The sequence below is a fragment of the Streptomyces sp. NPDC020422 genome (genome assembly GCF_044386705.1).
Classification (GTDB): domain Bacteria; phylum Actinomycetota; class Actinomycetes; order Streptomycetales; family Streptomycetaceae; genus Streptomyces.
The window spans coordinates 20,823-43,935 of the sequence record NZ_JBIRVJ010000006.1; the positions used below are offsets into that span (position 1 = coordinate 20,823).

A 23,113-nucleotide genomic window follows, 5' to 3' on the forward strand; every position below is an offset into this window, starting at 1 on the left:
GGTCCCAGGGTGGAACCACTGACCGACAAACAGATCCGCGCGTCCTTCGTGAACTGCACGAAGGGGGACGCGGCCCGGATGAAGACGCCGCTCGACTTCGCCGAGCTGCCCTGGCACGACCTCGACTTCCTCGGCTGGGTCGACCCGGGCGCGCCGCTGCGCGCCCACCTCGTCGTCCCGCGCCCCGAGGGCCCGGTCGGCATCACCCTGCGGGTGCCGGCCGTGGGCCGTACCAGCGCCGTGAAGTCCAGCATGTGCCAGATCTGCCTGACGGCGCACGCCTCCTCGGGCGTCACCCTGCTGGCCGCCCCGCTCGCGGGCAGCCGCGGCCGGGAGGGCAACACGGTCGGCACGTACATCTGCGCCGACCTGGCCTGCCCGCTCTATGTGCGCGGCAAGCGCGAGCCGCGACTGCGCGGTCACCGTCAGGAGGAGTCCCTGGACGTGACGGAACGCGTCGAGCGGATGATGGACAACCTGCACGCCTTCGTGGACCGGGTGACGGCCGGCTAGCACCGGCCGCCACCACGGCGGGCGGTCAGCGGAAGGCCTGCTCGCCGGTGAGCGCCTTGCCGATGACGAGGGCGTGGACCTCGCTGGTGCCCTCGTAGGTGAGGACCGACTCCAGGTTGTTGGCGTGGCGCAGCACCGGGTACTCCAGGGTGATGCCGTTCGCGCCGAGGATGGTGCGGCACTCGCGGGCGATGGCGATGGCCTCGCGGACGTTGTTCAGCTTGCCGACGCTGATCTGCTCGGGGGTCAGCTCGCCGGCGTCCTTGAGACGGCCGAGGTGGAGGGCGAGCAGCATGCCCTTGCCGAGTTCGAGGGACATGTCGGCGAGCTTCGCCTGCGTCAGCTGGTAGGAGGAGAGCGGGCGGGCGAAGACGGTGCGGTCGGCGGCGTAGGAGATCGCGGTCTCCAGACAGTCGCGGGCCGCGCCGAGCGCGCCGAAGACGATGCCGAAGCGGGCCTCGTTGAGGCAGCCGAGCGGGCCGGAGAGGCCACGGGCCTCCGGCAGCATCGCCTCGGCGGGCAGGCGCACCTCGTCCATGACGAGCTCGCTGGTGACGCTGGCGCGCAGGGACAGCTTCTGCTTGATCTCGGGCGCGCTGAAGCCGGGGGTGTCGGTGGGGACGACGAAGCCGCGGACGCCGTCCTCGGTGCGGGCCCAGACCACGGCGACGTCGGCGACGGAGCCGTTGGTGATCCACATCTTGGTGCCGTTGAGCACCCAGTCCGAGCCGTCGCGCTTGGCGTTGGTGCGCATGGCGCCCGGGTCGGAGCCGGCGTCCGGCTCGGTGAGGCCGAAGCAGCCGATGTACTCGCCGGCCGCCATGCCAGGCAGCCACTGCCGCTTCTGCTCCTCGGAGCCGTACTTCCAGATCGCGTACATGGCGAGCGAGCCCTGGACGGAGACGAGCGAGCGCAGTCCGGAGTCGACGGCCTCCAGCTCCATGCAGGCGAGGCCGTACGCCACGGAGTTGGTGCCCGCGCAGCCGTAGCCCTCCAGGTGCATGCCGAGGACGCCGAGGCCGCCGAGGGTGCGGGCGAGTTCTCGGGCGGGGATGGCGCCCTTCTCGAACCAGTCGGCGACGTGCGGGCGCAGTTCGCGGTCCGCGGCGGCGCGGACGGTGCGGCGGATCTCGCGCTCCTCGTCGGTCAGCAGTCCGTCCACGGCGAGCAGATCGAGCGGGTGCACGGGCGAGGGCTGCGACGAACGCGACGGCTTCGGCGACGACTTCACGGACTGCCTCCTGACGGCTGTGGCAACTCGGCGTGCCGCAGCCTAGCCCCAGATTGGATATTGGATCCAGTATTGAATATCCAATCTTCAGTGCGTACGGTCCGGTGGCATCCCGATCGCCGACGAAGGAGAACGGAATGTCCACAGGCCGGCCGGATACGGCACCTCCCGGCGCGCTGTCCGGGATCCTCGTCGCCGACTTCGGCCGGGTGCTCGCCGGCCCGTACATGACGATGCTCCTCGCCGACCTCGGCGCCGAGGTCGTCAAGATCGAGCGGCCCGGCAGCGGGGACGACACCCGCGCCTGGGGCCCGCCGTTCGCCGACGGACAGGCCACCTACTTCCTCGGCGTGAACCGCAACAAGCGTTCCGTCACGCTCGATCTGACCGACCCCGCCGACCTGGCGACGGCCCGGGCGATCGCCGACCGCGCCGACGTCCTCGTGGAGAACTTCCGCCCCGGCACGATGGACAGGCTCGGCCTCGGCTACGAACAGGTGAGGGCCTCCAACCCCGGCCTCGTCTACTGCTCGGTGACCGGCTTCGGCTCGGCCGAGGGCGCCCATCTGCCGGGCTACGACCTGCTGGTGCAGGCCATGGGCGGCCTCATGAGCGTCACCGGGGAACCCGGCGGCAGCGGCACCAAGGCCGGCGTCGCCCTCGTCGACGTGATCACCGGCCTGCACGCGGGCCTCGGGGTCCTCGCCGCCCTGCGCCACCGCGAACGCACCGGCGAGGGCCAGCGGGTGGAGGTCTCGCTGCTCACCTCGCTGCTGTCGGCCCTCACCAACCAGGCCGCCGCCCACCTCGCCGCCGGGGTCGTCCCCCGCGCGATGGGCAACCGGCACCCGAGCATCGCACCGTACGAGGTGTTCGAGGCGGGCGACCGCCCGCTCGTCCTGGCCGTGGGCAACGACCGCCAGTTCCGGGTGCTCTGCGCACGGATCGGCCGGCCCGGCCTCGCCGACGACCCGCGGTTCGCCACCAACACGGCCCGCGTCGCCCACCGCGAGGAACTGCTCGCCGAACTCACCGGGCCGCTGGCGGAGCGCACCGCCGACGAGTGGTTCGAGGAGCTGACCGCGGCCGGAGTGCCCTGCGGTCCCATCAACGACCTCGAAGCGGCCTTCGCCCTCGCCGACCGCCTGGGACTCGCCCCGCGCGTGCCGGCCGAGCAGGCGGGCCCCGGGCAGGTCGTCCACCCGATCGCGCTCGGCGCCACCCCGGCCGCCTATCGCACCGCTCCCCCACGGCTCGGCGAGCACACCGACGAGCTCCTGGCCGAGCTGGCCCGCTCCGAGCCCTGACCCGCACCGCGGCGCACCCGGACCGCAGCGCACCTGGGCCGGACCGCGCCCGGACCGGGTTGTCCACAGGCCCGGCGCTCGGTCGGTGCTTCGTCGGCGCTCCGTAGCAAGATGTACGGCACACCCCCGAGGGAAAGGTCACAGGCGATGAGCAGCGCGGTGGAGAAACGGCGGCCACCGACCGCCCAGCAGTTCGTCCTGGAGGAGCTGCGACGTGCCATCACCTCCGGGGAGTTGAAGCCGGGCGGCCCGATCCGACAGGAGACCCTGGCGGCCCGGCTCGACGTGAGCCGCGTCCCGCTGCGCGAGGCCCTGAAGGCACTGGAGGCCGAGGGACTCGTCGTGCACCACGTCCACCGGGGCTACTTCGTGGCCGAGTTGTCCCTCGACGACCTGGAGGAGATCTACCGGATCCGGCGGCTCCTGGAGACGGAGGCGGTCCGCGCGGCCGCACACCGACTGCCGGAGGGCATGCTCGAATCCCTCCAGCGGATCCAGGGCGAGGTCGAGCGGGCGGCGGCCGCCGGTGACGTGGCGGCGATGGCGGAGGCGAACCGGCGCTTCCACTTCGCCCTGATCGAGGGCTCGGGCATGCCCCGCCTGGTGCGCCTGATCGCCACCCTGTGGGACGCCACCGACGCGTACCGCTCGCTGTACTACACCGAGGTCTCGCACCGGGACCTCGCCGTCCACGAGCACCGCGCGGTCATCTCGGCGCTGGTCGAGGGCGACACGGAGGCGACGGTGCGGTGGCTGGACGAGCACCGGGACCACGCGGTCGCCGCGCTGCGCGAGGTGCTGGCCCTGGAGTGAGCCGGACGCGCGGGGTGCGCCGACCGATCCGGCGGCCGACGATGGTGGAGGGGCCCGTTCCAGGAGGCGCCGACGATGCGCAGCGACAGCGACACCCTCCGTCACCGCCCCGGCGAGGCCGGCGCCCGCCAGAAGGGAAGGGGCGTCCTGGACGTCCTGGTCGTCGGAGCGGGCCCGGTCGGACTCACCGCGGCCGCCGAGCTGAGGCGCCGCGGCACGGCGGTCCGGATCGTCGACCGGCTGCCCGCCCGCCTGCCGTACGCCAAAGCGGTCGGGATCCAGCCGCGCACGATGGAGCTCTGGGACCGGATGGGCTGTGTGCGAGCCGCGTGGGAGGCGGCCGTGCCGCTGCGCGGGCAGTTGCTCTACGTCGACGGGGTCGAGCAGGCCCGCACCGAGCTCGTGCTGCCGCCCGACGTCCCGTACCGCTTCGCCGCGCTGCCGCAGTACGAGACGGAGCGGATCCTGGAGGAGTTCCTGGCCGGTTTCGGCACGCGCGTCGAACGGGGCACGGAGCTGGTGTCCTTCGACCAGGACGAGGAGGGCGTCACCGCACGCCTCGTCTCGGCGCCGGACGCGCACACGGGCACGGGTATGGGCACGGGGACGGGTATGGGCACGGGCACGGGCACGGATACCGACACCGCGGTGGCGAAGGCGGTGGAGGAAGAGGTCCGCTGCCGGTATCTGGTGGGCTGCGACGGCGCGCACAGCGTGGTGCGCAAGCAGCTCGGCCTGGGCTTCGAGGGCGGGGCCTTCCCCGAGGAGTACATGCTGGGGGACGTCGAGGTCGACTGGGACCTGCCGCCCGGGTACGGGGTGCGGTCGATGCACCGGGGCGTCGACGGCTCCGTGGACGACATCCTGGTGTGCATCCCGCTGCCGGGGCGGGGCCGCTACCGCATGTCGACGAAGGCGCCGCCGGAGCTCTCCGCCGCCCATCGGTCCGGGGGCCTGGGGACCGGCGACACCGTGTCCCACGGCCTGGCCGGCGAGGGGTCCCGGGCCCCCGGCCTCGCCGACCTCCAGAAGGTCCTCGACCGCCTCTCGCCCCGGCCCGCGACGGCCTCGGCGCTGCGCTGGTCCTCGGTGTTCCGCATCAGCCACCGGCTGGTCGACCGGTACGGCGAGGGGCGGGTGTTCGTCGCGGGCGACGCGGCACACATCCACCCGCCGACCGGCGCCCAGGGCATGAACACCGGCATCCAGGACGCCTGCAACCTGGCCTGGAAGCTCTCCCTCGCCGTGGAGGGCACCGCACAGCCGGGGCTCCTCGCCAGCTACGACGCCGAGCGGCACCCGGTCGGCGAGGAGGTCGTCGGCCGCACCGTGCGCCACGCGGCCGAGGGCGTGCAGGCCGACCCGGAGGATCCGGCCACCCTGCTGCTGCGCGAGGCACAGCTGCTCGTCGGCTACCGCGGCAGCCCGATCGTGGACGGCGCCGATCCGTCCCGCGATCGCGCCGACCAGGGCGGGAACGCCGGCCCGCGGCCCGGCGACCGCGTGCCCGACTGCACGGGCCTCACCACCGCGCTCGCCGCCCGACCCCTGCGCTTGTACGACCTGTTGCGGCGCCGCGACCACGTCCTGCTCCTGTACGGCGACGACCGGACGGCCGCCACGGACGACTTCGCCCGACTCGCCACCGTGGCCGCCGCGTCGTCGCAGGGCGCCGTTCGGGCCTGCGTACTGCTGGCCGGCGGGGCCACGGCCGAGACCCCCGGCCCGCCCGGCCTTCCCGTGTACCGGGACGCGCGCGGGGAGTTCGCCCGGCTCTGTGCCGTACGGGCGCCAACGGCCCTGCTGGTACGCCCCGATGGACATCTCGGCGCCCGGCTCCACCCGCCCACGGAGGAGACCCTCGCGGCGAGTCTCGGGCGGGTGTTCCGCACCTGAGGGCGGGCCTGCTCGCCGTGCGGGGACACGGGCGCGGACCTAGCCTGGACGGAGTACCGCCCTCTGCCGGCAGGAGGCTGCCGTGAGCAACCCGCAGGCGCGTTGGCGCACGATGTGCATCGGGGTGGCCCTCACCGGGACCCTGGCCGTTCCCGCGGCCGCGGGTGCCGCGTACGGCGTGACGGTCCCCGCCCCACCACCCCCCGTCGCCGCACCGAGCACCACGGCACCCTCCCCCGCCGGGGACGGGTTCCCCCAGCTGACCCCGGCCGTCGCCGCCAAGCTCGACAGCGCGGTCCAGGGCGTCATGCGCGAGGCGCAGGTGCCGGGCGTGATGGTGGCGCTGTCCGCGCCCGGCAAGGGCGAGTACATCCGCGCCTTCGGCACCGCCGACAAGGCCGGCGGCCTGCCGATGAACCCGGGCCTGTACATGCGGATCGGCAGCGAGACCAAGACCTTCACGGTGACCGCCCTGCTCGAACTCGTCGACCAGGGCGAGGTGGGCCTGGACGACCCCATCGGCGACTACGTCGAGGGGGTGCCGAACGGGGACCGCATCACCCTGCGCCAGCTCGCCGGGATGCGCAGCGGCCTGTACAACTACTCGATGGACGAGGACTTCTTCAAGGCGCTCACGTCCGATCCCGACCGTCCCTTCACTCCGCGGGAGTTGCTGGACTACTCCTTCAAGCACCCGGTCAACTTCGCGCCGGGCGCCGAGTTCGAGTACTGCAACACCAACACGATCCTGCTGGGCCTGGTGGTGGAGAAGGTCGGCGGCATGCCGCTGCGCGACTACATCACGAAGAACGTCGTCCGGCCGGCCGGTCTGAAGCACACCCTCTTCCCGGTCGGCGCCGAGTTCCCCCACCCCCACGCACACGGCTACACCAACCAGACGGCGACGGGGCGGATCGAGGACGCCACCGACTGGAACCCGTCCTGGGGCTGGGCGGCCGGCGCGATGATCTCCGACCTCCAGGACATGCGCACCTGGGCGAAGGCCGTCGCCACCGGCACGCTGCTGACCCCGCAGACGCAGGCGCAGCGCCTGAAGACCGGATCCACCGAGGCGTCGGACACCGGTTACGGCCTCGGCATCTTCAACGTCGAGGGCTGGATCGGCCACAACGGCTCGCTGCCGGGCTACGAGTCGCTGACGATCTACCTGCCGCAGGAGCAGGCGACGCTGGTCGTGCTGCTCAACACCGACATCCTGCACGACCGGATCGAGCCGAGCACGCTCTTCGGCAAGGCGATCACCGGGATCGTGACGCCGGACCACCTGTACGACCTGCCGAAGCCGACCGAGCCGGCCGCCACGAGCCCCGCCGCGACGACCCCGGCCGCCGCGAGCCCGCCGGCCACGAGCCCCGCCGCGACGCCCTCGACCAGCCCGCCCCCGGCCACGAAGCCGGGCTACTGACCGCCCCGTTCCGCGGCCCGCCGCCCCTCGGCCCCGTCCACGGATCCCGTGGGGGATCATGGACAAACGAGTCGAGAAGGGACGGGACGAACGATGAGGCACCGCAGTGTCGCCGACCTCATGACACCGACGGCGGTTTCGGTACAGCCCGGCACGCCGTTCAAGGAGATCGCGCGACTGCTCGACGAGTACGGCATCACGGCCGTGCCCGTGGTCGACGCGGACGACCGCCCCGTGGGCGTGGTCTCGGAGGCGGATCTGCTGCGCCGCCACACGGCCAAGGACGGTCCGAGCACCGCCGAGGCCATGATGTCGAGCCCCGTGTTCGTCGCCCGCCCGTCCTGGACGGCGGTCGAGGCGGCACGCCTGATGGAGCGGCACCGCGTCAAGCGACTGCCGGTCGTGGACGCCGACGGGCGCCTCATCGGCGTGCTCAGCCGCAGTGATCTGCTCCAGCTGTTCCTGCGGCGGGACCGGGCGATCCAGGAGGAGATCCTGGAGGACGTCGTCACCCGGATCCTCGGCCTCTCCCCCGCCTCACTCCACATCGACGTGGCCGAGGGGCGGGTGACGCTGAGCGGCACGCTGCCGCGCAAGGGCGTCGGCCCCATCTTCGTACGCCTCTGCGAGGACGTGGACGGGGTCGTGGAGGTGGTGGACCGGCTCACGTACGAGGACGAAGACCGGGGCGAGGGCGCGGGAGAGGACGAGGGCGCGGGCGCGGACGAGGCAAGGAGCGCAGACGACGGCGGAGACGCGGCGCGGGCGCGGGACGACCGAGGCCCGCAGGGCTTCGACGCGGCCTGAGCACCGGTCCGCGTACGCACGCGCCGGGCCCGCCGGGCCGATCCCGGCTCCGGCGGGCCCGGGGGCGGTGTGCGGCGGTTCCGTTACTGGACCGCCTCCGGCCAGCCGTATCCGGGTCCGGTGCGGCGGGGCACGGTGTCGGCGCCCACGGCCTCCATCTCCCGGTTGGCCTCCCTCATCAGCTGTCCGGCCAGATCCTTCATGGCCCGGCTCGCGGCGAGCTCGTCGCCGATCGCCGGTACGTCCACGTCCGCCGGGTTGCACCGGGCGGTGCCGCGGCCGGTGAGGGTCGACGTGCCGGTGTCCAGGTGCGCCTCCGCCCTGGTCCTGCCGCCCTCCTCGACGAGATCCAGGCCGACCTTCCACTCCAGGTGCCGTGTCATGGTCTGCCTCCTCCTGCGCTCGTGCCCGCGGCCACGCGGGAGCGCCGCGCGGCCCTCCTCCTCTCAGCATCCATCCAGCGGGGCGGCAGCGCCACGCGCCCGGCCCCTCGGCGCCGCCCACGGAGGCCGGCGGGGCTCACAGCCGGAACCAGCGCTCCTCGCCGGCCGCGACGCTGCGCCGGCGCCCGCCCGGGAGGACGAGGGTGAGCGGGCCCTGCGACGAGGCCGGGACGCGGACGACGAACCGCCCCGGCAGCATCCGGATCCGCACGCCCCGATGGCCTCGGAAGCAGAGGGTGATGGTGAAGCGCGGGATCTGCGCCAGGGGTACGGGCGACACCCGCAGCCCTCCCGGCCCGGCCTCCAGGCCGGTGATGCCCCGTTCGACGAGGTCGACGGTGCCCGCCATCGCGCCGAGGTGGATGCCCTCGCCGGTCGTCCCGCCCTGGATGTCGGCGACGTCGCCCAGCAGCGCCTCCTCGCAGTACCGCCAGGCGTCGGCGCCCTGCTGCCGGGCCAGGACCCAGCCGTGCACCAGGCTGCTGAGGGTGGAGCCGTGACTGGTGCGCCGCAGGTAGTACGCGACGGTGGCGCGCCACAGCTCGTCGTCCATGCGGTAGCCGAGCCGGGCGAACAGGGCGGACAGCTCCTCGGGCCGGAAGAGGTGTCCGAGCATGAGGGTGTCGGCCTGCTTGGACGCCTGGTAGCGGTTGACCGTGTCCCCCTCGGCCTCCAGGATCCGGTCGAGCCTGCGGATGTCCCCGTACCGGCCGCGGTAGGCCTCCCAGTCGAGCTCGGCCAGTTCCCCGTACCCGTCGAACTGGCTGACCACGCCCTGGTGGAAGGGCACGTACAGGAGGCGCGAGACGTCCTCCCAGCGGGCGAGTTCGGCGGTGTCCAGGGACAGGTTCTCCGTCAGCTCCGCCCGTCGGGCGCCGGGCAGGTCGTCGAGCAGGTCGAGGGCGCGGGCGAGCACCCAGGCGGCGGTGGCGTTGGTGTACGCGTTGTCGTCGATGCCCGGGAGCGCGGCGCCGGGATAGGCGTCGTGGTACTCGTCGGGGCCGACCACCCCGCGGATCCGGTAGCGGCCCAGGGCCGGGTCGAGGGCGGCGGTCCCCGCCCAGTACCGGGCGATCTCCAGGAGCATCTCGGCCCCGTCGGAGTGCAGGAAGCCGCGGTCGCCGGTGGTCTGGGCGTAGTGCCACACGTTGTACGCGACGGCCGAGCCGACGTGGCGCTGGAGCCGGGAGTGGTCGGGGAGCCAGCGGCCCGAGCGCGGGTTGAGGTGCAGCTCCTGGGTCTCCTCGCGGCCCGAACTCGCGCTCTGCCAGGGGTACATGGCCCCGACGCCGCCGGCCCTGCGGGCCGCCTCGCGGGCGGCCGGGAGGCGGCGGTGGCGGTAGAGCAGCAGGGACCGGGCGACCTCGGGGAAGTGCAGGCCGAGATAGGGCAGGACGAAGAGCTCGTCCCAGAAGACGTGGCCTCGGTAGGCCTCGCCGTGCAGCCCGCGGGCGGGGACGCCGACGTCGAGTTCGGCGGTGTGCGGGGAGAGGGTCTGCAGCAGGTGGAAGAGGTGCAGCCGCAGGATGCGCCCGGCCGCGCCGGGGACGTCCAACTCCGCCTGCTCCCAGAGTCGTTGCCAGGCCGCGCGATGGGTGCTCAGGAGCCGGCCGAAGGCGGGGGCGCGGGCGGCGCCGGCGCGGGCCGCCGCGCGGGGATCGCCGCCGGGCCGGTCGGTCGAGGCGTGCAGGGCCAGGGTCTTCACGAGGGTCACCGAGCGGTGGCCGCCGACGGGCAGGAGGTAGCTCTGGACGGTGCCGGTGCGGGTGGCGCGCTCCCGGGCCGGGCGGGCGGGGCTCGTGACCGTGCGGACGGCCAGCGCGATCCGGATTCCGGGGTCCGCCGTACGACAGGCGAGCCAAGCGACGCCGCCGGGGTCGAACCCGGTCCGGTGGTGGCCGAGGTGCCGGCCCTCCAGGTGCCGGTAGCGGTCCACTCCGGCGTTGGTCACGGCGCCGTCGAGGACCGACTCCACCTCGACGGCGCCGCTCCAGCCGTAGGCGCGGAACGCGGTGCGCTGGGCGGCGAGGCGGGCGTCGCCCATGTGCACGAGCCGGGTGTGGACGACCCGCAGTCCGCGACCGCGGTCGTCGCGGAAGTAGAGGCTGCGGACGAGCAGGCCGGTGCGCGGGTCGAGCCGTGCGGTGGCGTGGCGCAGTTCCGGGGAGTCCGGTGCCAGCCAGTCGCCCGGTGGCCCGTCGTCGGGCAGGCGGCGGTAGCGCAGCCGCGTCCAGTCGGGCAGGTTGACGAGGTCCTCGTTCTCGACGCGTTCGCCCGCGACGGTCGAGGCGCGCCGGTCGTAGCAGCCGGCCAGGTAGGTGCCCGGGTAGTGGGTGGCGCCGGCGGGGCACTCGGGGGCGGAGCCACGGGTGGCGAAGCGGCCGTTGCCGAGCGTGCACAGTGCTTCGACGAGCCGTTCGCGGGCCGGTTCGCAGGGGGCGCAGGTCCATATCCAGTCGGTGCTCACGCGGGATCGCCCCACACGGTCCGTACGAGCGTCAGGAGGTCGGGGACCACGAGGTCGGCGCCCTGGGCCAGAAGGGCGGGGGTGGCGTGCCGGTCCGGGGTGCGGTCGACGCCGGCGACGAGCCGGAAGCCGCCCCGGCGGGCCGCGAGGACTCCGGAGAGGGCGTCCTCGACGACCGCGCAGGCGCCCGGGTCGGTGCCGAGGGCGGTGGCGGCGTGGCGGAAGAGGGCGGGGTCGGGTTTTCCGGCCAGGCCGAGCCGGGCGGCGTCCGTTCCGTCCACGACGGTGTCGAGGAGCCGGTCGAGTCCGGCCTCCGCGAGCAGCGCCCGGGCGTGCCGGGAGGCGGAGACGGCGGCGCGCGGCACACCCGCGGCACGCAGGGCCGTCAGGGCCGGCCGGGAGTCGTGGTACACCGGCACGCCGCCGGCTTCGGTCATGCCGACGAAGAGGCGCTCCTTGTGGGCGGCGACCGCCCAGACCGTGTCGTGGCCGGGCGGGTCGCCGGGGGTGCCGGGCGGCAGGCGCAGCCCGCGGGAGGCCAGGAAGGCCTCGGCTCCGTCGTACCGCGACCGGCCGTCGACGTAGCGCCGGTACTCGGCGTCCGCGTCGAACGGTGGCTGAGGTGCCGTGGCGGGCGAAAGTCCGGCCAGGCAGGCGTCGAACGCGGCTTTCCACGCGGCGGCGTGGACGGTGGCGGAGTCCAGGAGCACGCCGTCAGTGTCGAGGACGACTCCGCGCGGTGGCGGGTCCCCCTGCCGGACGCCCATGCGGTGTTCCTCCTCGGCGGTGGGGTCCCTTCCAGGGTTCCGCGAAGTCCGGTCGCCGCAAGCGGAGGCGGTCGGAGCCTCCACGGTTAGAGCCACCGTCCATGGGTACCCGCCAGCCGTCCGGTACCGCACGGAACGAAGGAGACGGCCGTGAGGGTGCACGACACGATCAAGGTGGACGCCCCGCTGCGCGAGGTCTACGACCAGTGGACGCAGTTCGAGGAGTTCCCGCGCTTCATGGACGGCGTCGAAGAGGTCCGGCAGCTCGACGACCGGCTTCTGCACTGGCGGACCAGCATCGCCGGTGCGGCCAGGGAGTTCGACACCGAGATCGTCGACCAGCTGCCCGACGAGCGGATCACGTGGCGGACGGTCGGCGGCGACGTACGGCAGAAGGGCGTCGTCACCTTCGAGCGCCTCGACGACGCGCACACACGGGTCACACTCGCCATGGAGGTCGAACCCGAGGGCTTCGCCGAGAAGGCGGGCGCGGCGCTCGGTGTGCTGGACAGCAGGGTCCAGGGGGACCTGTACCGGTTCAAGGAGTTCATCGAGGAACGCGGACGTGCGACCGGCGGCTGGCGCGGCCGGCTGCGGCCCGGCGACGCGCAGGACGGACCCGGCGGGTCTCCCGAGGCCGCCGCCCCGTCCGACACGGCACCGCCGGACACCGCTCCCGATCGCGCTCCCGATCCCACCGAACCCCCACCCGTGAGTCCGGGCCACATGTAACCGGAGCCGGCATGTCCACAAGGAGGCTTGTCATGCTTGCGATTCTTCTCGTCCTACTGGTGATCCTGCTGCTCTTCGGCGGCGGCTTCGCCGCCCATGTGCTGTGGTGGATCGCCATCGCCCTGCTCGTCGTGTGGCTGCTCGGCTTCGTGATGCACGGGTCGGGCGGACGCTGGTACCGCTGGTGAGCGGGGAGGTGGGAGTTCACGGGGCCGCTTGAGCAGGGGCGGCGGGAAGGGGAGCGGATCACACGTTCGGAGTAGTCGATCTGCGTCCCCCACCGCCCGGGCCGACGCTGTTGTCCATCACAGCCACGCCTGAGGAGTGCCCATGGCATCGATGGACGTCCCGGCCGATCTGCCGAAACAGCGGGCGGAGGCGCGAGCCTCCGCCCCGCCCACGCTCACCTGGGTGACCCTGGCGCTGATGACGACGGCCTCGGTCGCGAGTCTGCGGGCGGCGCCCACGATGGCCGTGTACGGCCTCGCCTGCGTCTTCCTCTACCTGGTACCGGCCATCGTCTTCCTGCTGCCGACCGCACTGGTCTCCGCCGAGCTCGCCTCGGGCTGGAGCGGCGGCGTCTACCGCTGGGTGGCCGAAGGCCTTTCCAAGCCGCTGGGCTTCCTCGCGGTGTGGTGCCAGTTCGCGATGACGATCTTCTACTATCCGAGCCTGCTGGCCTTCGTGGCGTCGACGATCGCGTACGTCATCGACCCCTCGCTCGCCTCCAACGGCGTCTACACCGCCATCGTGATCATGGTCCTGTACTGGACCGGCGTCTGGGTCTCCTCCCGGGGCACGAAGGCCCTGGCGGGCCTGTCCAGTTGGGGCCTGGTCATCGGCACGCTGGTGCCCGGCACGATCCTCGTCGTCCTCGGCATGGTCTTCCTCGGCCAGGGCAACCCCTCGGCCGCGCCGATGGACGCCGACCACCTGCTGCCGCAGTGGACCGGCCTCGCGAGCCTCGTCCTGATCGTCAACAACTTCCTGTCGTACTCCGGCATGGAGATGAACGCCGTCCACGTCTCCTCGCTCAAGAACCCGGCGAGGGAGTACCCGAGGTCGATGTTCCTGGCCATGGGTCTCGTCCTGCTCATCTTCATCCTGCCGGCGCTCGCCATCAGCTGGGTCGTCCCGGCGGACCAGCTCAGCCTCACGGCCGGTGTCATGCAGGCCTTCGACGCCTTCTTCTCGTACTTCGACGTGGGGTGGATGACGCCGATCGCCGCCGTCATGCTGATCTCCGCCTCCCTCGCCGGCATGCTGACCTGGCTCGCGGGGCCGTCCAAGGGCCTGCTGGAGATCTCCCGCAGCGAGGGCTACCTGCCGCCGTTCCTGCAGAAGCTGAACAGGTTCGGCATCCAGCAGAACATCCTCGTCACCCAGGGCGTCGTGACCTCGGTCATCGCGCTGCTGTACGCGCTGATCCCGAACGTCTCCAGCGTCTACTGGATCTTCTCGACCATCACCACACAGGTCTATCTCGTCGTCTACCTGCTGATGTTCGCGGCGGCGATGCGGCTGCGGAAGACCAAGCCCGACCACCCGCGCGGCTACCGCGTGCCGATGCTCGGCCTGGTCTGCACCGTCGGTCTGCTGGCCTCCCTCGCGGCGCTGGCGATCGGCTTCGTCCCGCCCTCGCAGTTCGGCGGCGCCAGCGTGCTGTCGTACGTCCTGTTCATCGCATGCGGCCTGCTGGTCCTCGGCTTCCTGATCCCCTGGGCCTTCCTCAGACTGCGCAAGCCCGGCTGGCGCACGGCCGCCGCCGACCGCGAGGGAGAAGCGTCATGAGCCCGACCCGCTTCGCCTCCGAGCACAGGTGGATCTACTGGGGCGCCATCGTCCTCCTGGTCGCCCTGGCCGTCACCGGCCTGATCCGCTACAGCAGTTTCAAGAAGACGAACGAGACCGCGAAGAAGGCCGACCAGCTCAGCGAGGAGCTCGTGCGGGCCGGCTACCCGGCCCCCGACACCGACACCGTCGAGCGCCTCCTCGGCACGGACGGCGGGCAGGTCTGCGAAGACCCGGCGAGCGCCCTCAGGAAGGCGCTGTACCGGATCCAGCAGCTGTCCAACGGCGCCACGGGACCGGGCAGCCGCCCGGTGATCGCCGACACCAAGGCCGTGGACGCCGGACGGATCGTGGTCCAGGTCTACTGCCCGGACCAGGCCTCCGCGTACGACGAGGCGATCGCCGATCTGAAGACGGACGACACCGTGAAGAGATGACGGGAGGCCCGCAGGGGTCCGCCGGGTTGTGCGATCTCCGTGACCGGGCCGTCCGCAAGGCCGATACTGCCGAGGTCACAGGTTGTTGCACCGGCCCCACGAGGAGACCCCCTTGAGGATGCTGATCAATGTTCCGGAGACCGTCGTCGCGGACGCGCTGCGCGGGATCGCCGCCGCGCACCCCGATCTGAACGTCGACGTGGAGAACCGGGTCGTGGTGCGGAGGGACGCGCCGATGGCCGGGAAGGTGGCGCTGGTGTCGGGCGGCGGCTCGGGACACGAGCCGCTGCACGCCGGGTTCGTGGGGCCGGGGATGCTCGCGGCGGCCTGCCCGGGCGAGGTGTTCACCTCGCCGGTCCCGGACCAGATGGTGCGGGCGGCGGCCGCCGTCGACAGCGGCGCCGGGGTGCTGTTCGTGGTGAAGAACTACACGGGCGACGTGCTCAACTTCGAGATGGCCGCCGAACTCGCCGAGGACGAGGGCGTGCAGATCGCCAAGGTCCTCGTCGACGACGACGTGGCCGTGACCGACAGCCTGTACACCGCCGGGCGGCGCGGCACCGGCGCCACCCTCTTCGTGGAGAAGATCGCCGGGGCGGCCGCCGAGGAGGGCGCGCCGCTGGAGCGGGTCGAGGCGATCGGGCGCCGGGTGAACGAGCGCTCGAGGAGCTTCGGGGTGGCGCTCAGCGCCTGTACCACCCCGGCGAAGGGCTCGCCGACCTTCGACCTGCCCGCGGGTGAGCTGGAGTTGGGCATCGGGATCCACGGGGAGCCGGGGCGCGAGCGGCGCCCGATGATGACCTCGCGGGAGATCGCGGACTTCTCCGTCGACGCCGTCCTGGAGGACCTGAGGCCGAAGGGCCCGGTGCTCGCCCTGGTCAACGGGATGGGCGTGACGCCGCTGCTGGAGCTTTACGGGTTCAACGCCGAGGTACAGCGGGTGCTCGGCGAGCGCGGCGTGCCGGTGGCCCGCACCCTCGTCGGCAACTACGTGACCTCGCTCGACATGGCGGGCTGCTCGGTGACGCTGTGCGAGGCGGACGAGGAGCTGCTCCGCCTGTGGGACGCGCCGGTGCAGACGGCCGCGCTGCGCTGGGGCCGGTGAGGCGGGGATGAGCGAGGAGACGAAGCGGACGTACGGGGCGGAGTTCTTCCGGTCCTGGCTGGAGACGGCGGGCGCGGCGGTGGACCGCGAGGCGGACCGGCTGACCGAGCTGGACTCGGCGATCGGCGACGCCGACCACGGGGCGAATCTGAAGCGCGGGTTCGCGGCCGTGACCGCGGACCTGGAGAAGGAGACCCCGGCCACGCCGGGAGCGGTGCTCGTCGCGGCCGGGAAGCAGCTGATCTCCACGGTCGGCGGCGCTTCGGGGCCGCTGTACGGGACGCTGCTGCGCCGCACCGGAAAGGCGCTGGGAGAGGCGGAGCAGGTCTCCCGGGCGGCGCTCGCCGAGGCGCTGGGCGCCGGGGTGGCCGCGGTGGCCCAGCTGGGCGGGGCGCAGGTGGGCGACAAGACGATGCTGGACGCGCTCGTGCCGGCGGCGGAGGCGCTCGGCACGTCGTTCGCGGCGGCCCGGGAGGCGGCGGAGGCGGGCGCGCTCGCGACCGTACCGCTGCGGGCCCGCAAGGGCAGGGCGAGCTATCTGGGCGAGCGGTCGGTCGGGCACCAGGACCCGGGGGCGACCTCGTCGGCGCTCCTGATCGCCGCGCTCGCGGAGGTGGCGGGATGACGGGCGCGCGGGTCGGGATCGTGCTGGTCTCGCACAGCGCGGCGGTGGCGGCCTCGGTGGCCGAGCTCGCCCGGGGCCTCGCGGGCGGCGGGGACACCGCCCCGATCCTGCCGGCCGGCGGGACGCCGGACGGCGGCCTGGGCACGAGCGCCGACCTGATCACCGAGGCGGCGAAGGCGGCGGACGGCGGCGCCGGGGTGGCCCTCCTGGTGGACCTCGGCAGCGCGGTCCTCACCGTCAAGGCCCTCCTCGCGGAGGGCGACGAGCTCCCGGCGGGCGCCCGCCTGGTGGACGCGCCGTTCGTGGAGGGCGCGGTGGCGGCTCTGGTCACGGCGAGCGCGGGCGGCGACCTGGCGGCGGTGGAGGCGGCGGCGTCGGAGGCGTACGCGTACCGGAAGGAGTGAGGGGCCAGGGCGGGGGCGGCGGGCGATGGTTTGGCGCCCGGGGGGCCGCGGCCGGCGACCCCGCCGCGCGGCGCCGGGCGACGGTCCCGGGGCCGCGGCCCGCGCCCCCGCCGCGCGGCGCCTTCCGCCCCCGCCCCCGCCCTCGCCTTCTTCCGTCCTCGCCCTCGCCCTCGCCTCCTTCCGTCCTCGCCCTCCCTCCCTTCCTCGCCCCGCGCCCCGCGCCCCGCGCCCCGCGCCCCACGCCCCGCGCCCCGCGCCCCGCGCCCCGCGCCCCGACATGGCACACATCACCCCCACGCCTTTATGCAACTTGTTGCACATCACGCGACGCGTCGTCTACAACAGTGCGTGACGACCCCGCGCGAGGAGGCGCCCCGATGGCCCCGACCACCCCGTACCCGCACCTGCTGAGCCCGCTGGACCTCGGGTTCACCACCCTGCCCAACCGGGTGCTCATGGGATCCATGCACGTCGGCCTGGAGGAGGCCGAGCACGGATTCGAGCGCATGGCCGCCTTCTACGCCGAGCGCGCCCGCGGCGGCGTCGGTCTGATCGTCACCGGCGGCATCGCCCCGAACGAGGCCGGCCGGCCCTGGGACGGCGGCGCCAAGCTGACCAGCGCCGAGGAGGTCGCCGAGCACCGGGTGATCACCGACGCCGTGCACGAGGCCGGCGGCCGGATCGCGATGCAGATCCTCCACTTCGGCCGGTACGCCTACCACCCGGGGCTGGTCGCCCCGAGCGCCGTCCAGGCCCCGATCAGCCCCTTCGTGCCGAACGAGCTGACCGACGCCGAGGTCGAGCAGACCGTCGAGGACTACGTGCGCTGCGCCGAGCTCGCCAAGGAGGCGGGTTACGACGGCGTCGAGGTGATGGGCTCCGAGGGCTACCTCATCAACGAGTTCATCGCCGCCGCCACCAACCGGCGCACCGACCGCTGGGGCGGCTCCTACGAGAACCGGGTGCGCTTCCCGCTGGAGATCGTCCGCCGCATCCGCGAGCGCGTCGGCGAGGAGTTCATCCTCGTCTACCGGCTGTCCATGCTGGACCTGGTCCCCGGCGGCTCCACCCTCGACGAGGTGGTCGCCCTGGCCAAGGAGATCGAGGCCGCCGGCGCCACCATCATCAACACCGGCATCGGCTGGCACGAGGCCCGCATCCCCACCATCGCCACCTCCGTGCCGCGCGGCGCGTACACCTGGGTCACGAAGCGGCTGATGGGCGCCGTCTCCGTGCCGCTGGTCACCAGCAACCGGATCAACACGCCCGAGGTCGCCGAGGCGATCCTGGCCGAGGGCCGCGCCGACATGGTGTCGATGGCCCGCCCGTTCCTCGCCGACCCGGACTTCGTCGCGAAGGCCGCCGCGGACCGCGCCGAGACCATCAACACCTGCATCGGCTGCAACCAGGCCTGCCTCGACCACACCTTCAGCCTCAAGATCACCTCCTGTCTGGTGAACCCGCGCGCCTGCCACGAGACCGAGCTGGTCCTCTCCCCCACCCGCCTCGCCAAGCGGATCGCCGTCGTCGGCGCCGGCCCGGCCGGGCTGGCCTGCGCGGTCTCCGCGGCCGAACGCGGCCACACCGTCACCCTGTTCGACGCCGCCGAGGAGATCGGCGGCCAGCTGAACGTCGCCAAGCGGGTGCCGGGCAAGGAGGAGTTCGACGAGACCCTGCGCTACTTCCGCGTCCAGCTCGCCGAGCGCGGGGTCGAGGTGCGCCTGAACACCCTCGTCACCGCCACCGACCTCGACGGCTACGACGAGGTCGTCGTCGCCACCGGCGTCACCCCCCGCACCCCGGAGATCGAGGGCGTCGACCACCCGAGCGTGGTCGGCTACCTGGACGTGCTGCGCCACGGCGCGCCCGTCGGCGAGCGGGTCGCGATCCTCGGCGCGGGCGGCATCGGCTTCGACGTGGCCGAGTTCCTCACGGACGGCGGCGAGGGCGCGAGCCAGGACGCCGAGACGTACTTCCGCCAGTGGGGCGTCGACACCTCGTACGAGACCCGGGGCGGTCTGCGCACCCCGGAGCGGCCCCGGCCGCCCCGCCAGGTCCACCTGCTCCAGCGCAAGACCAGCAAGGTCGGCGCCGGCCTGGGCAAGACCACGGGCTGGATCCACCGCACCGAGCTGAAGCACCGGGGCGTGACGATGGTCGCGGGCGCGTCGTACACACGGATCGACGACGAGGGCCTGCACCTCACGATCGACGGCGAGGCGCAGCTGCTGCCCGTCGACACCGTCGTGCTCTGCACGGGCCAGGAGCCCCGCCGCGGGCTGTACGAGGAGCTGGTCGCCGCGGGCCGGGCGCCGCACCTGATCGGCGGGGCGGACGTCGCCGCGGAGCTGGACGCCAAGCGCGCGATCGACCAGGGCACCCGTCTCGCCGCCACCCTCTGACCGGCCGACCGGTCGGAGCGGCCGAATCTAGGATGCGAGCATGTCCCTCCCGCACGCGATCCTGACGGCACTGCTCGAGAAGCCGTCCTCCGGCCTCGAGCTGACCCGCCGCTTCGACCGGTCGATCGGCTATTTCTGGTCGTCCACCCACCAGCAGATCTACCGCGAACTGGGCAGGCTTGAGCAGGCCGGGTACATCCGCGCGCTGCCGTCCGTCGCACCGGCCCGCGGGCAGAAGAAGGAGTACGAGGTGCTGCCGGCGGGCCGCGAGGAACTCGCCGGCTGGGTGGACACCCCGGAGGACCCCAAACCGCTGCGCTCCGCGCTGCTGCTGCGGATGCGGGCCGCCGCCGTGGTGGGCGGAACCGGGCTGCGGGCCGAGCTCGAGCGCCATCTGGGACTGCACCGGCGCCAGTTGGAGGAGTACCTGGAGATCGAGGTACGGGACTTCCCGGCCGAGCGGCGGACGGCGGAGCCGGACCGGCTGCGGCATCTGGTGCTGCGCGGCGGCATCGACCTGGAACGCTTCTGGGTGGAGTGGCTGACCCACGCGCTGGCCGAGCTGGACGCGACGGCACCGGACGCCGGGAAGGCCTGAGACGGGCTGAACGCGCGCCCGGGGCCCGGCCCCTGTGCCGCCGGCCGCCGCCACCTGCTTCCGCCCGCCTCCACCCCCCTGCCGCCGGCCGCCGCCACCTGCTTTCCGCCCGCCTCCCACCACTCGCAACGGCTCCCAAGCACTTCCCACCACATCCCACCGCTTCGACCCGCTTCCATCCGCTTCCATCCGCGGGTGGCGCAACCCTGCGGCTCCGCGCCGCGGATCGGAGATACTGGTCAGTCCTGGACCGACAACATCCGATCACGCGAAAGGGCGAGGATGGCCGACGAGTTGGGTCACCGCAGGACACGTCATGCGGTGGTCATCGGGGGGAGTCTCGCGGGTCTGCTGGCCGCGCGGGTCCTCAGCGAACACGCCGAGCGGGTCACGGTCGTCGAGCGCGACCGCTACCCGGACGGGCAGGAGGCACGCCCCGGCGTTCCGCAGGGGCGGCACCTGCACGTGCTGATCGAGGGCGGGCAGCGGGCGCTCGACGAGCTGCTGCCGGGCTTCATGGACGAGCTGCGCGCACTGGGCGCGCCGAAGGTCGGCGTGCCCGAGGACATGGTCCAGTGGCAGAACGGGCAGTGGTACGTCCGCACGCCGGCGACCGCGCACTTCTACACCGGGCCCCGGCCCCAGCTGGAGTGGCTGGTGCGGCAGCGGGTCCTCGCCGATCCGCGGATCGAACTCGTCGAGGGCACCGAGACGGTGGGCCTGCTCGGCGACGCCGCGCGGGTGCGGGGCGTCCTGGTGCGCGAGCGCGGCGCGGGCGCGGACCGGGAGCCGCGCCCACTGGAGGCCGATCTGGTCGTCGACGCCTCCGGGCGCTCGACCCGGGCGCCGGAGTGGCTGGCGGCGATCGGCGCCGAGGCCCCGCACGAGGAGACCCTGGACACGGGTCTCGCGTACGGCACGCGGGTGTACCGCTCCCCCGCCGACGACCCGTCGACCGACGCCCTCGGCTACTACGTGGTGCCCAACCCGGAGCAGGTGTACGGCGGTGTGGTGCTGCCGCTCGGCGACGGACGCCACCTGGTCACGCTGTCCGGTCTGCGGGGCGACGAACCTCCCACGGACGAGGACCTGTTCGAGGAGTACGCGCGCAAGCTGCCGCACCCGGTGGTCAGCGACTGGATCGCCAAGGCCGAGCCGCTGTCGCCCGTGTACGGCTTCCGCAGGACGGCCAACATCCGGCGCCGGTACGACCGTCCGGGCCGCCGTCCGGCCGGGTTCCTCGCGACCGGCGACGCGCTGTGCGCCTTCAACCCGATCTACGGGCAGGGCATGGCCGTCGCGGCGATCACCGCGGTCGCGCTGCGCAAGGTCCTCGCGGACTCCCGGCGCACACCGACCACCCGGCGGGTGCAGCGGGCCCTGCTCGACGCCTCGAAGCAGGCCTGGGACATCTCGGCGGGCGCCGACAAGAAGATGCCGGGCGCGACGGGTGACGCGGCGCGGACCGGGGCGGCCGACAAGGTGACCGGCTGGTACCTGCGCCGTGTGCAGGCGCGCGCCTCCGGCAATCCCGTGGTGGGCACGCCCTTCCGCGCGGCGCTGACGCTGACCGCACCGCTGGCGGGGCTGTTCGCGCCCTCGGTGGCCCGCGCGGTCCTCTTCGAGCCGGTGCCCCGGACTCCCGCGCAGCCGCCGCTGCTGCGCAAGGGCGCCACGGGCGCGTAGGCCGTATCCGGCGCCCGGCGCCCGGTGCGTGCGAGCACCGGTCGCCGGTCGCCGGGGCGCCTTTGCAGCCGAGCTGCAGGGGCCCTTCGGGAGCGCCCGCGATCGCGCGGGCCGGGCGGGGCGTTCCGCGCCAAGCCCAGGGCCGCCGGGACGCGGGGACGTCGGGCGGCCGGGCCGCGGCGGCCCTGGGCGGGGCGTTCAGACCCCCGGGGCCGCGGTCACCACCCCCGCGGCGATGCCGGCGCTCAGCGCCGCGTAGTCGTCCGCGTTCTGCCCCGCGTACCGCAGGGCGAAGTCGGCGATGCCGCGGTCGAAGACGTCGGAGCCGCCGAGGTACGCGGCGATGGCGATGCGGTCGCCGGAGCGGGCGTGGGCACGGGCCAGGGCGCGGCCGCACAGGCGCGCGTAGTCGCGGAGCAGGGCCGGGGACATGGACTCGACCTCGGCGGAGCCCTTCATGTCGCGCAGCTGGCGCCAGTAGAAGTGGCGCTGTTCGGGTCCGGTCATCCAGCCGAGGAAGATGTCGCTCGCGGCCTGGGTGAGCCGTTGCCCGCAGACCACGCGGCGGCCCTGGTGGCTGTACGCGCTGGGCGCCAGGTACTGCTCCAGGACCGAGGGCACGGCCTCCTTGATCTGGAGGAAGAGCGGGTCTCCGTCGTCGCGGCCCTCCAGCAGGAGGATGAAGCAGCGGGTGCCGACGCTGCCGACGCCGACGACCTTGCGGGCGGAGTCGAGGTAGCGGAAGCGGTCGAGGAGCATCCGGCGTTCCTCGGCGAGCGAGCTGCGGTAGTCGCTGAAGATCTTGCCGAGGGTGACGCGGTCGACGTCGGTGACGCGTTCCAGGAGCGGCGGGTCGTCGACGATGTGGCGGCCGGTCCCGTCCTTCTCGGTGAGCTTCTCGAAGGCCTGCAGGCTGGTGCGGCGGCGGGCGCGGGCGAGCCGGCTCTCCAGGCGCTTGCGGTCGGCTCCGCGGACCAGGCCGGCGATGTCCTCGGCTGCGATCCGCTCGTACCAGACGTCGAGTTCCCCGAGGCCGGCGAGGCGGCGCATGGCCGTGCGGTAGCCCTCGGCGGAGACCTGGGCGGCGCGGTGGGCCTTGGCCTTGCTGGTGCCGTTCTGGAGGGCGGCGACCGCGATGGAGGCGGCGAGGCGCTTGACGTCCCACTCGAAGGGTCCGGGCAGCGTCTCGTCGAAGTCGTTCACGTCGAACAGGAGCGTCCGTTCGGGTGAGGCGTACACCCCGAAGTTGAGCAGATGGGCGTCTCCGCAGAGCTGGACGTTCAGTCCCGTGTTGCGCTGGGCCGCGAGGTCGGCGGCCATGACGGCGGCCGCGCCGCGCAGGAACGCGAAGGGGGAGACGGCCATGCGGCCGTAGCGGATCGGGACGAGCTCGGGGACCCGGTCGAGGGACTGGCGTTCCAGGACGCCGAGGGGGTCCGGGCGTTGCGAGGAGGGTATCCAGCGCCCGTGCGAGGAGCGGGGTACGCGCTTGCGCGCCGCCCGTCCCCTCTCGGCCCGTTCGGACGGTGTCGACATCCGGCCTCACCCACCTCTTCCACCGCCGCTGCCTCAAGCGTTCGCTCGCGATCCATTACAAATCGGGCTGCTCGATTCGGCCACTCTCACCGCCGGGACTTCCGGAATGGTTTAGACCAATGATAGG

Annotated in this window: 20 protein-coding genes and 1 pseudogene; 16 read left to right on the forward strand and 5 right to left on the reverse strand. The window is 73.4% G+C overall.

Translation table 11 applies throughout. The annotated features are described in order from the left end of the window. Window positions 1-9: 9 nt before the first annotated feature. Window positions 10-513: an FBP domain-containing protein gene (locus ACH414_RS17160; protein WP_382534179.1), complete on the forward strand. Its 504-nt coding sequence runs from the start codon at window positions 10-12 to the stop codon at window positions 511-513. Between the two features lie 25 nt (window positions 514-538). On the opposite strand, the gene ACH414_RS17165 is transcribed toward ACH414_RS17160, so the two are convergent. Further along, a complete protein-coding gene (locus ACH414_RS17165) occupies window positions 539-1,744 on the reverse strand; it encodes an acyl-CoA dehydrogenase family protein (protein ID WP_382534177.1) in 1,206 nt (401 codons plus the stop codon). Between the two features lie 137 nt (window positions 1,745-1,881). On the opposite strand from ACH414_RS17165, the gene ACH414_RS17170 reads away from it, so the two are divergent. From ACH414_RS17170 to ACH414_RS17190, 5 genes are all read left to right on the forward strand, one after another. Further along, the gene (locus tag ACH414_RS17170) at window positions 1,882-3,051 is read left to right on the forward strand and encodes a CaiB/BaiF CoA transferase family protein (protein ID WP_398942283.1); all 1,170 of its coding nucleotides are present in this window, start codon (window positions 1,882-1,884) and stop codon (window positions 3,049-3,051) included. 147 nt (window positions 3,052-3,198) lie between these two features. After that, window positions 3,199-3,864 carry a GntR family transcriptional regulator gene (locus ACH414_RS17175; protein ID WP_382534174.1) on the forward strand — a complete coding sequence of 222 codons (666 nt, stop codon included), beginning with the start codon at window positions 3,199-3,201 and terminating at the stop codon, window positions 3,862-3,864. 75 nt (window positions 3,865-3,939) lie between these two features. Then, window positions 3,940-5,760: an FAD-dependent monooxygenase gene (locus ACH414_RS17180; protein ID WP_398942285.1), complete on the forward strand. Its 1,821-nt coding sequence runs from the start codon at window positions 3,940-3,942 to the stop codon at window positions 5,758-5,760. Between the two features lie 112 nt (window positions 5,761-5,872). After that, entirely contained in the window at window positions 5,873-7,186 is a 1,314-nt protein-coding gene (locus tag ACH414_RS17185) for a serine hydrolase domain-containing protein (protein WP_398942622.1), read from the forward strand. A 93-nt stretch (window positions 7,187-7,279) separates the two neighbouring features. Beyond that, complete coding sequence (locus tag ACH414_RS17190; protein ID WP_398942286.1) at window positions 7,280-7,993, forward strand: CBS domain-containing protein; 714 nt, start codon at window positions 7,280-7,282, stop codon at window positions 7,991-7,993. Between the two features lie 83 nt (window positions 7,994-8,076). On the opposite strand, the gene ACH414_RS17195 is transcribed toward ACH414_RS17190, so the two are convergent. The 3 genes from ACH414_RS17195 to ACH414_RS17205 form a co-directional block, all read right to left on the reverse strand. Continuing rightward, window positions 8,077-8,376, reverse strand: a complete 300-nt coding sequence (locus tag ACH414_RS17195; protein WP_382534168.1) for a DUF1876 domain-containing protein — start codon at window positions 8,374-8,376, stop codon at window positions 8,077-8,079. 136 nt (window positions 8,377-8,512) lie between these two features. Continuing rightward, window positions 8,513-10,903, reverse strand: coding sequence for a glycoside hydrolase family 65 protein (locus ACH414_RS17200; protein ID WP_382534167.1), 2,391 nt, complete (start codon window positions 10,901-10,903; stop codon window positions 8,513-8,515). Beyond that, on the reverse strand, window positions 10,900-11,670 hold the full coding sequence (locus tag ACH414_RS17205) for an HAD family hydrolase (protein WP_398942288.1): 771 nt from the start codon (window positions 11,668-11,670) through the stop codon (window positions 10,900-10,902). The genes ACH414_RS17200 and ACH414_RS17205 overlap by 4 nt, the downstream gene beginning before the upstream one ends. A 150-nt stretch (window positions 11,671-11,820) precedes the next feature. Here ACH414_RS17205 and ACH414_RS17210 point away from each other — a divergent pair. The 10 genes and pseudogenes from ACH414_RS17210 to ACH414_RS17255 form a co-directional block, all read left to right on the forward strand. Then, window positions 11,821-12,276 (forward strand): annotated as a pseudogene (locus ACH414_RS17210) (SRPBCC family protein); the annotation flags it as partial. Window positions 12,277-12,434: 158 nt separating this feature from the next. After that, window positions 12,435-12,590: a hydrophobic protein gene (locus ACH414_RS17215; protein ID WP_382534163.1), complete on the forward strand. Its 156-nt coding sequence runs from the start codon at window positions 12,435-12,437 to the stop codon at window positions 12,588-12,590. A gap of 142 nt (window positions 12,591-12,732) precedes the next feature. Further along, window positions 12,733-14,193, forward strand: a complete 1,461-nt coding sequence (locus tag ACH414_RS17220; RefSeq protein ID WP_382534161.1) for an APC family permease — start codon at window positions 12,733-12,735, stop codon at window positions 14,191-14,193. Then, window positions 14,190-14,630, forward strand: a complete 441-nt coding sequence (locus ACH414_RS17225; RefSeq protein WP_382534159.1) for a hypothetical protein — start codon at window positions 14,190-14,192, stop codon at window positions 14,628-14,630. The genes ACH414_RS17220 and ACH414_RS17225 overlap by 4 nt, the downstream gene beginning before the upstream one ends. Window positions 14,631-14,742: 112 nt before the next feature. Beyond that, window positions 14,743-15,735: a dihydroxyacetone kinase subunit DhaK gene (gene dhaK / locus ACH414_RS17230; protein WP_398942290.1), complete on the forward strand. Its 993-nt coding sequence runs from the start codon at window positions 14,743-14,745 to the stop codon at window positions 15,733-15,735. A 7-nt stretch (window positions 15,736-15,742) separates the two neighbouring features. Then, complete coding sequence (dhaL, locus tag ACH414_RS17235; protein WP_398942291.1) at window positions 15,743-16,360, forward strand: dihydroxyacetone kinase subunit DhaL; 618 nt, start codon at window positions 15,743-15,745, stop codon at window positions 16,358-16,360. Continuing rightward, a complete protein-coding gene (locus ACH414_RS17240) occupies window positions 16,357-16,764 on the forward strand; it encodes a PTS-dependent dihydroxyacetone kinase phosphotransferase subunit DhaM (protein ID WP_382534154.1) in 408 nt (135 codons plus the stop codon). Before dhaL ends, ACH414_RS17240 begins: the two co-directional genes overlap by 4 nt. A 377-nt stretch (window positions 16,765-17,141) precedes the next feature. After that, the gene (locus tag ACH414_RS17245; protein WP_382534152.1) at window positions 17,142-19,166 is read left to right on the forward strand and encodes an FAD-dependent oxidoreductase; all 2,025 of its coding nucleotides are present in this window, start codon (window positions 17,142-17,144) and stop codon (window positions 19,164-19,166) included. Between the two features lie 40 nt (window positions 19,167-19,206). Then, complete coding sequence (locus ACH414_RS17250; protein ID WP_398942293.1) at window positions 19,207-19,764, forward strand: PadR family transcriptional regulator; 558 nt, start codon at window positions 19,207-19,209, stop codon at window positions 19,762-19,764. Window positions 19,765-20,046: 282 nt separating this feature from the next. Next, window positions 20,047-21,450: an NAD(P)/FAD-dependent oxidoreductase gene (locus ACH414_RS17255; protein WP_398942295.1), complete on the forward strand. Its 1,404-nt coding sequence runs from the start codon at window positions 20,047-20,049 to the stop codon at window positions 21,448-21,450. A gap of 198 nt (window positions 21,451-21,648) precedes the next feature. Here the strand turns inward: ACH414_RS17255 and ACH414_RS17260 are convergent, their stop codons facing one another. Further along, window positions 21,649-22,986, reverse strand: coding sequence for a DUF2252 domain-containing protein (locus tag ACH414_RS17260; protein WP_382534146.1), 1,338 nt, complete (start codon window positions 22,984-22,986; stop codon window positions 21,649-21,651). Between the last annotated feature and the right edge of the window lie 127 nt (window positions 22,987-23,113).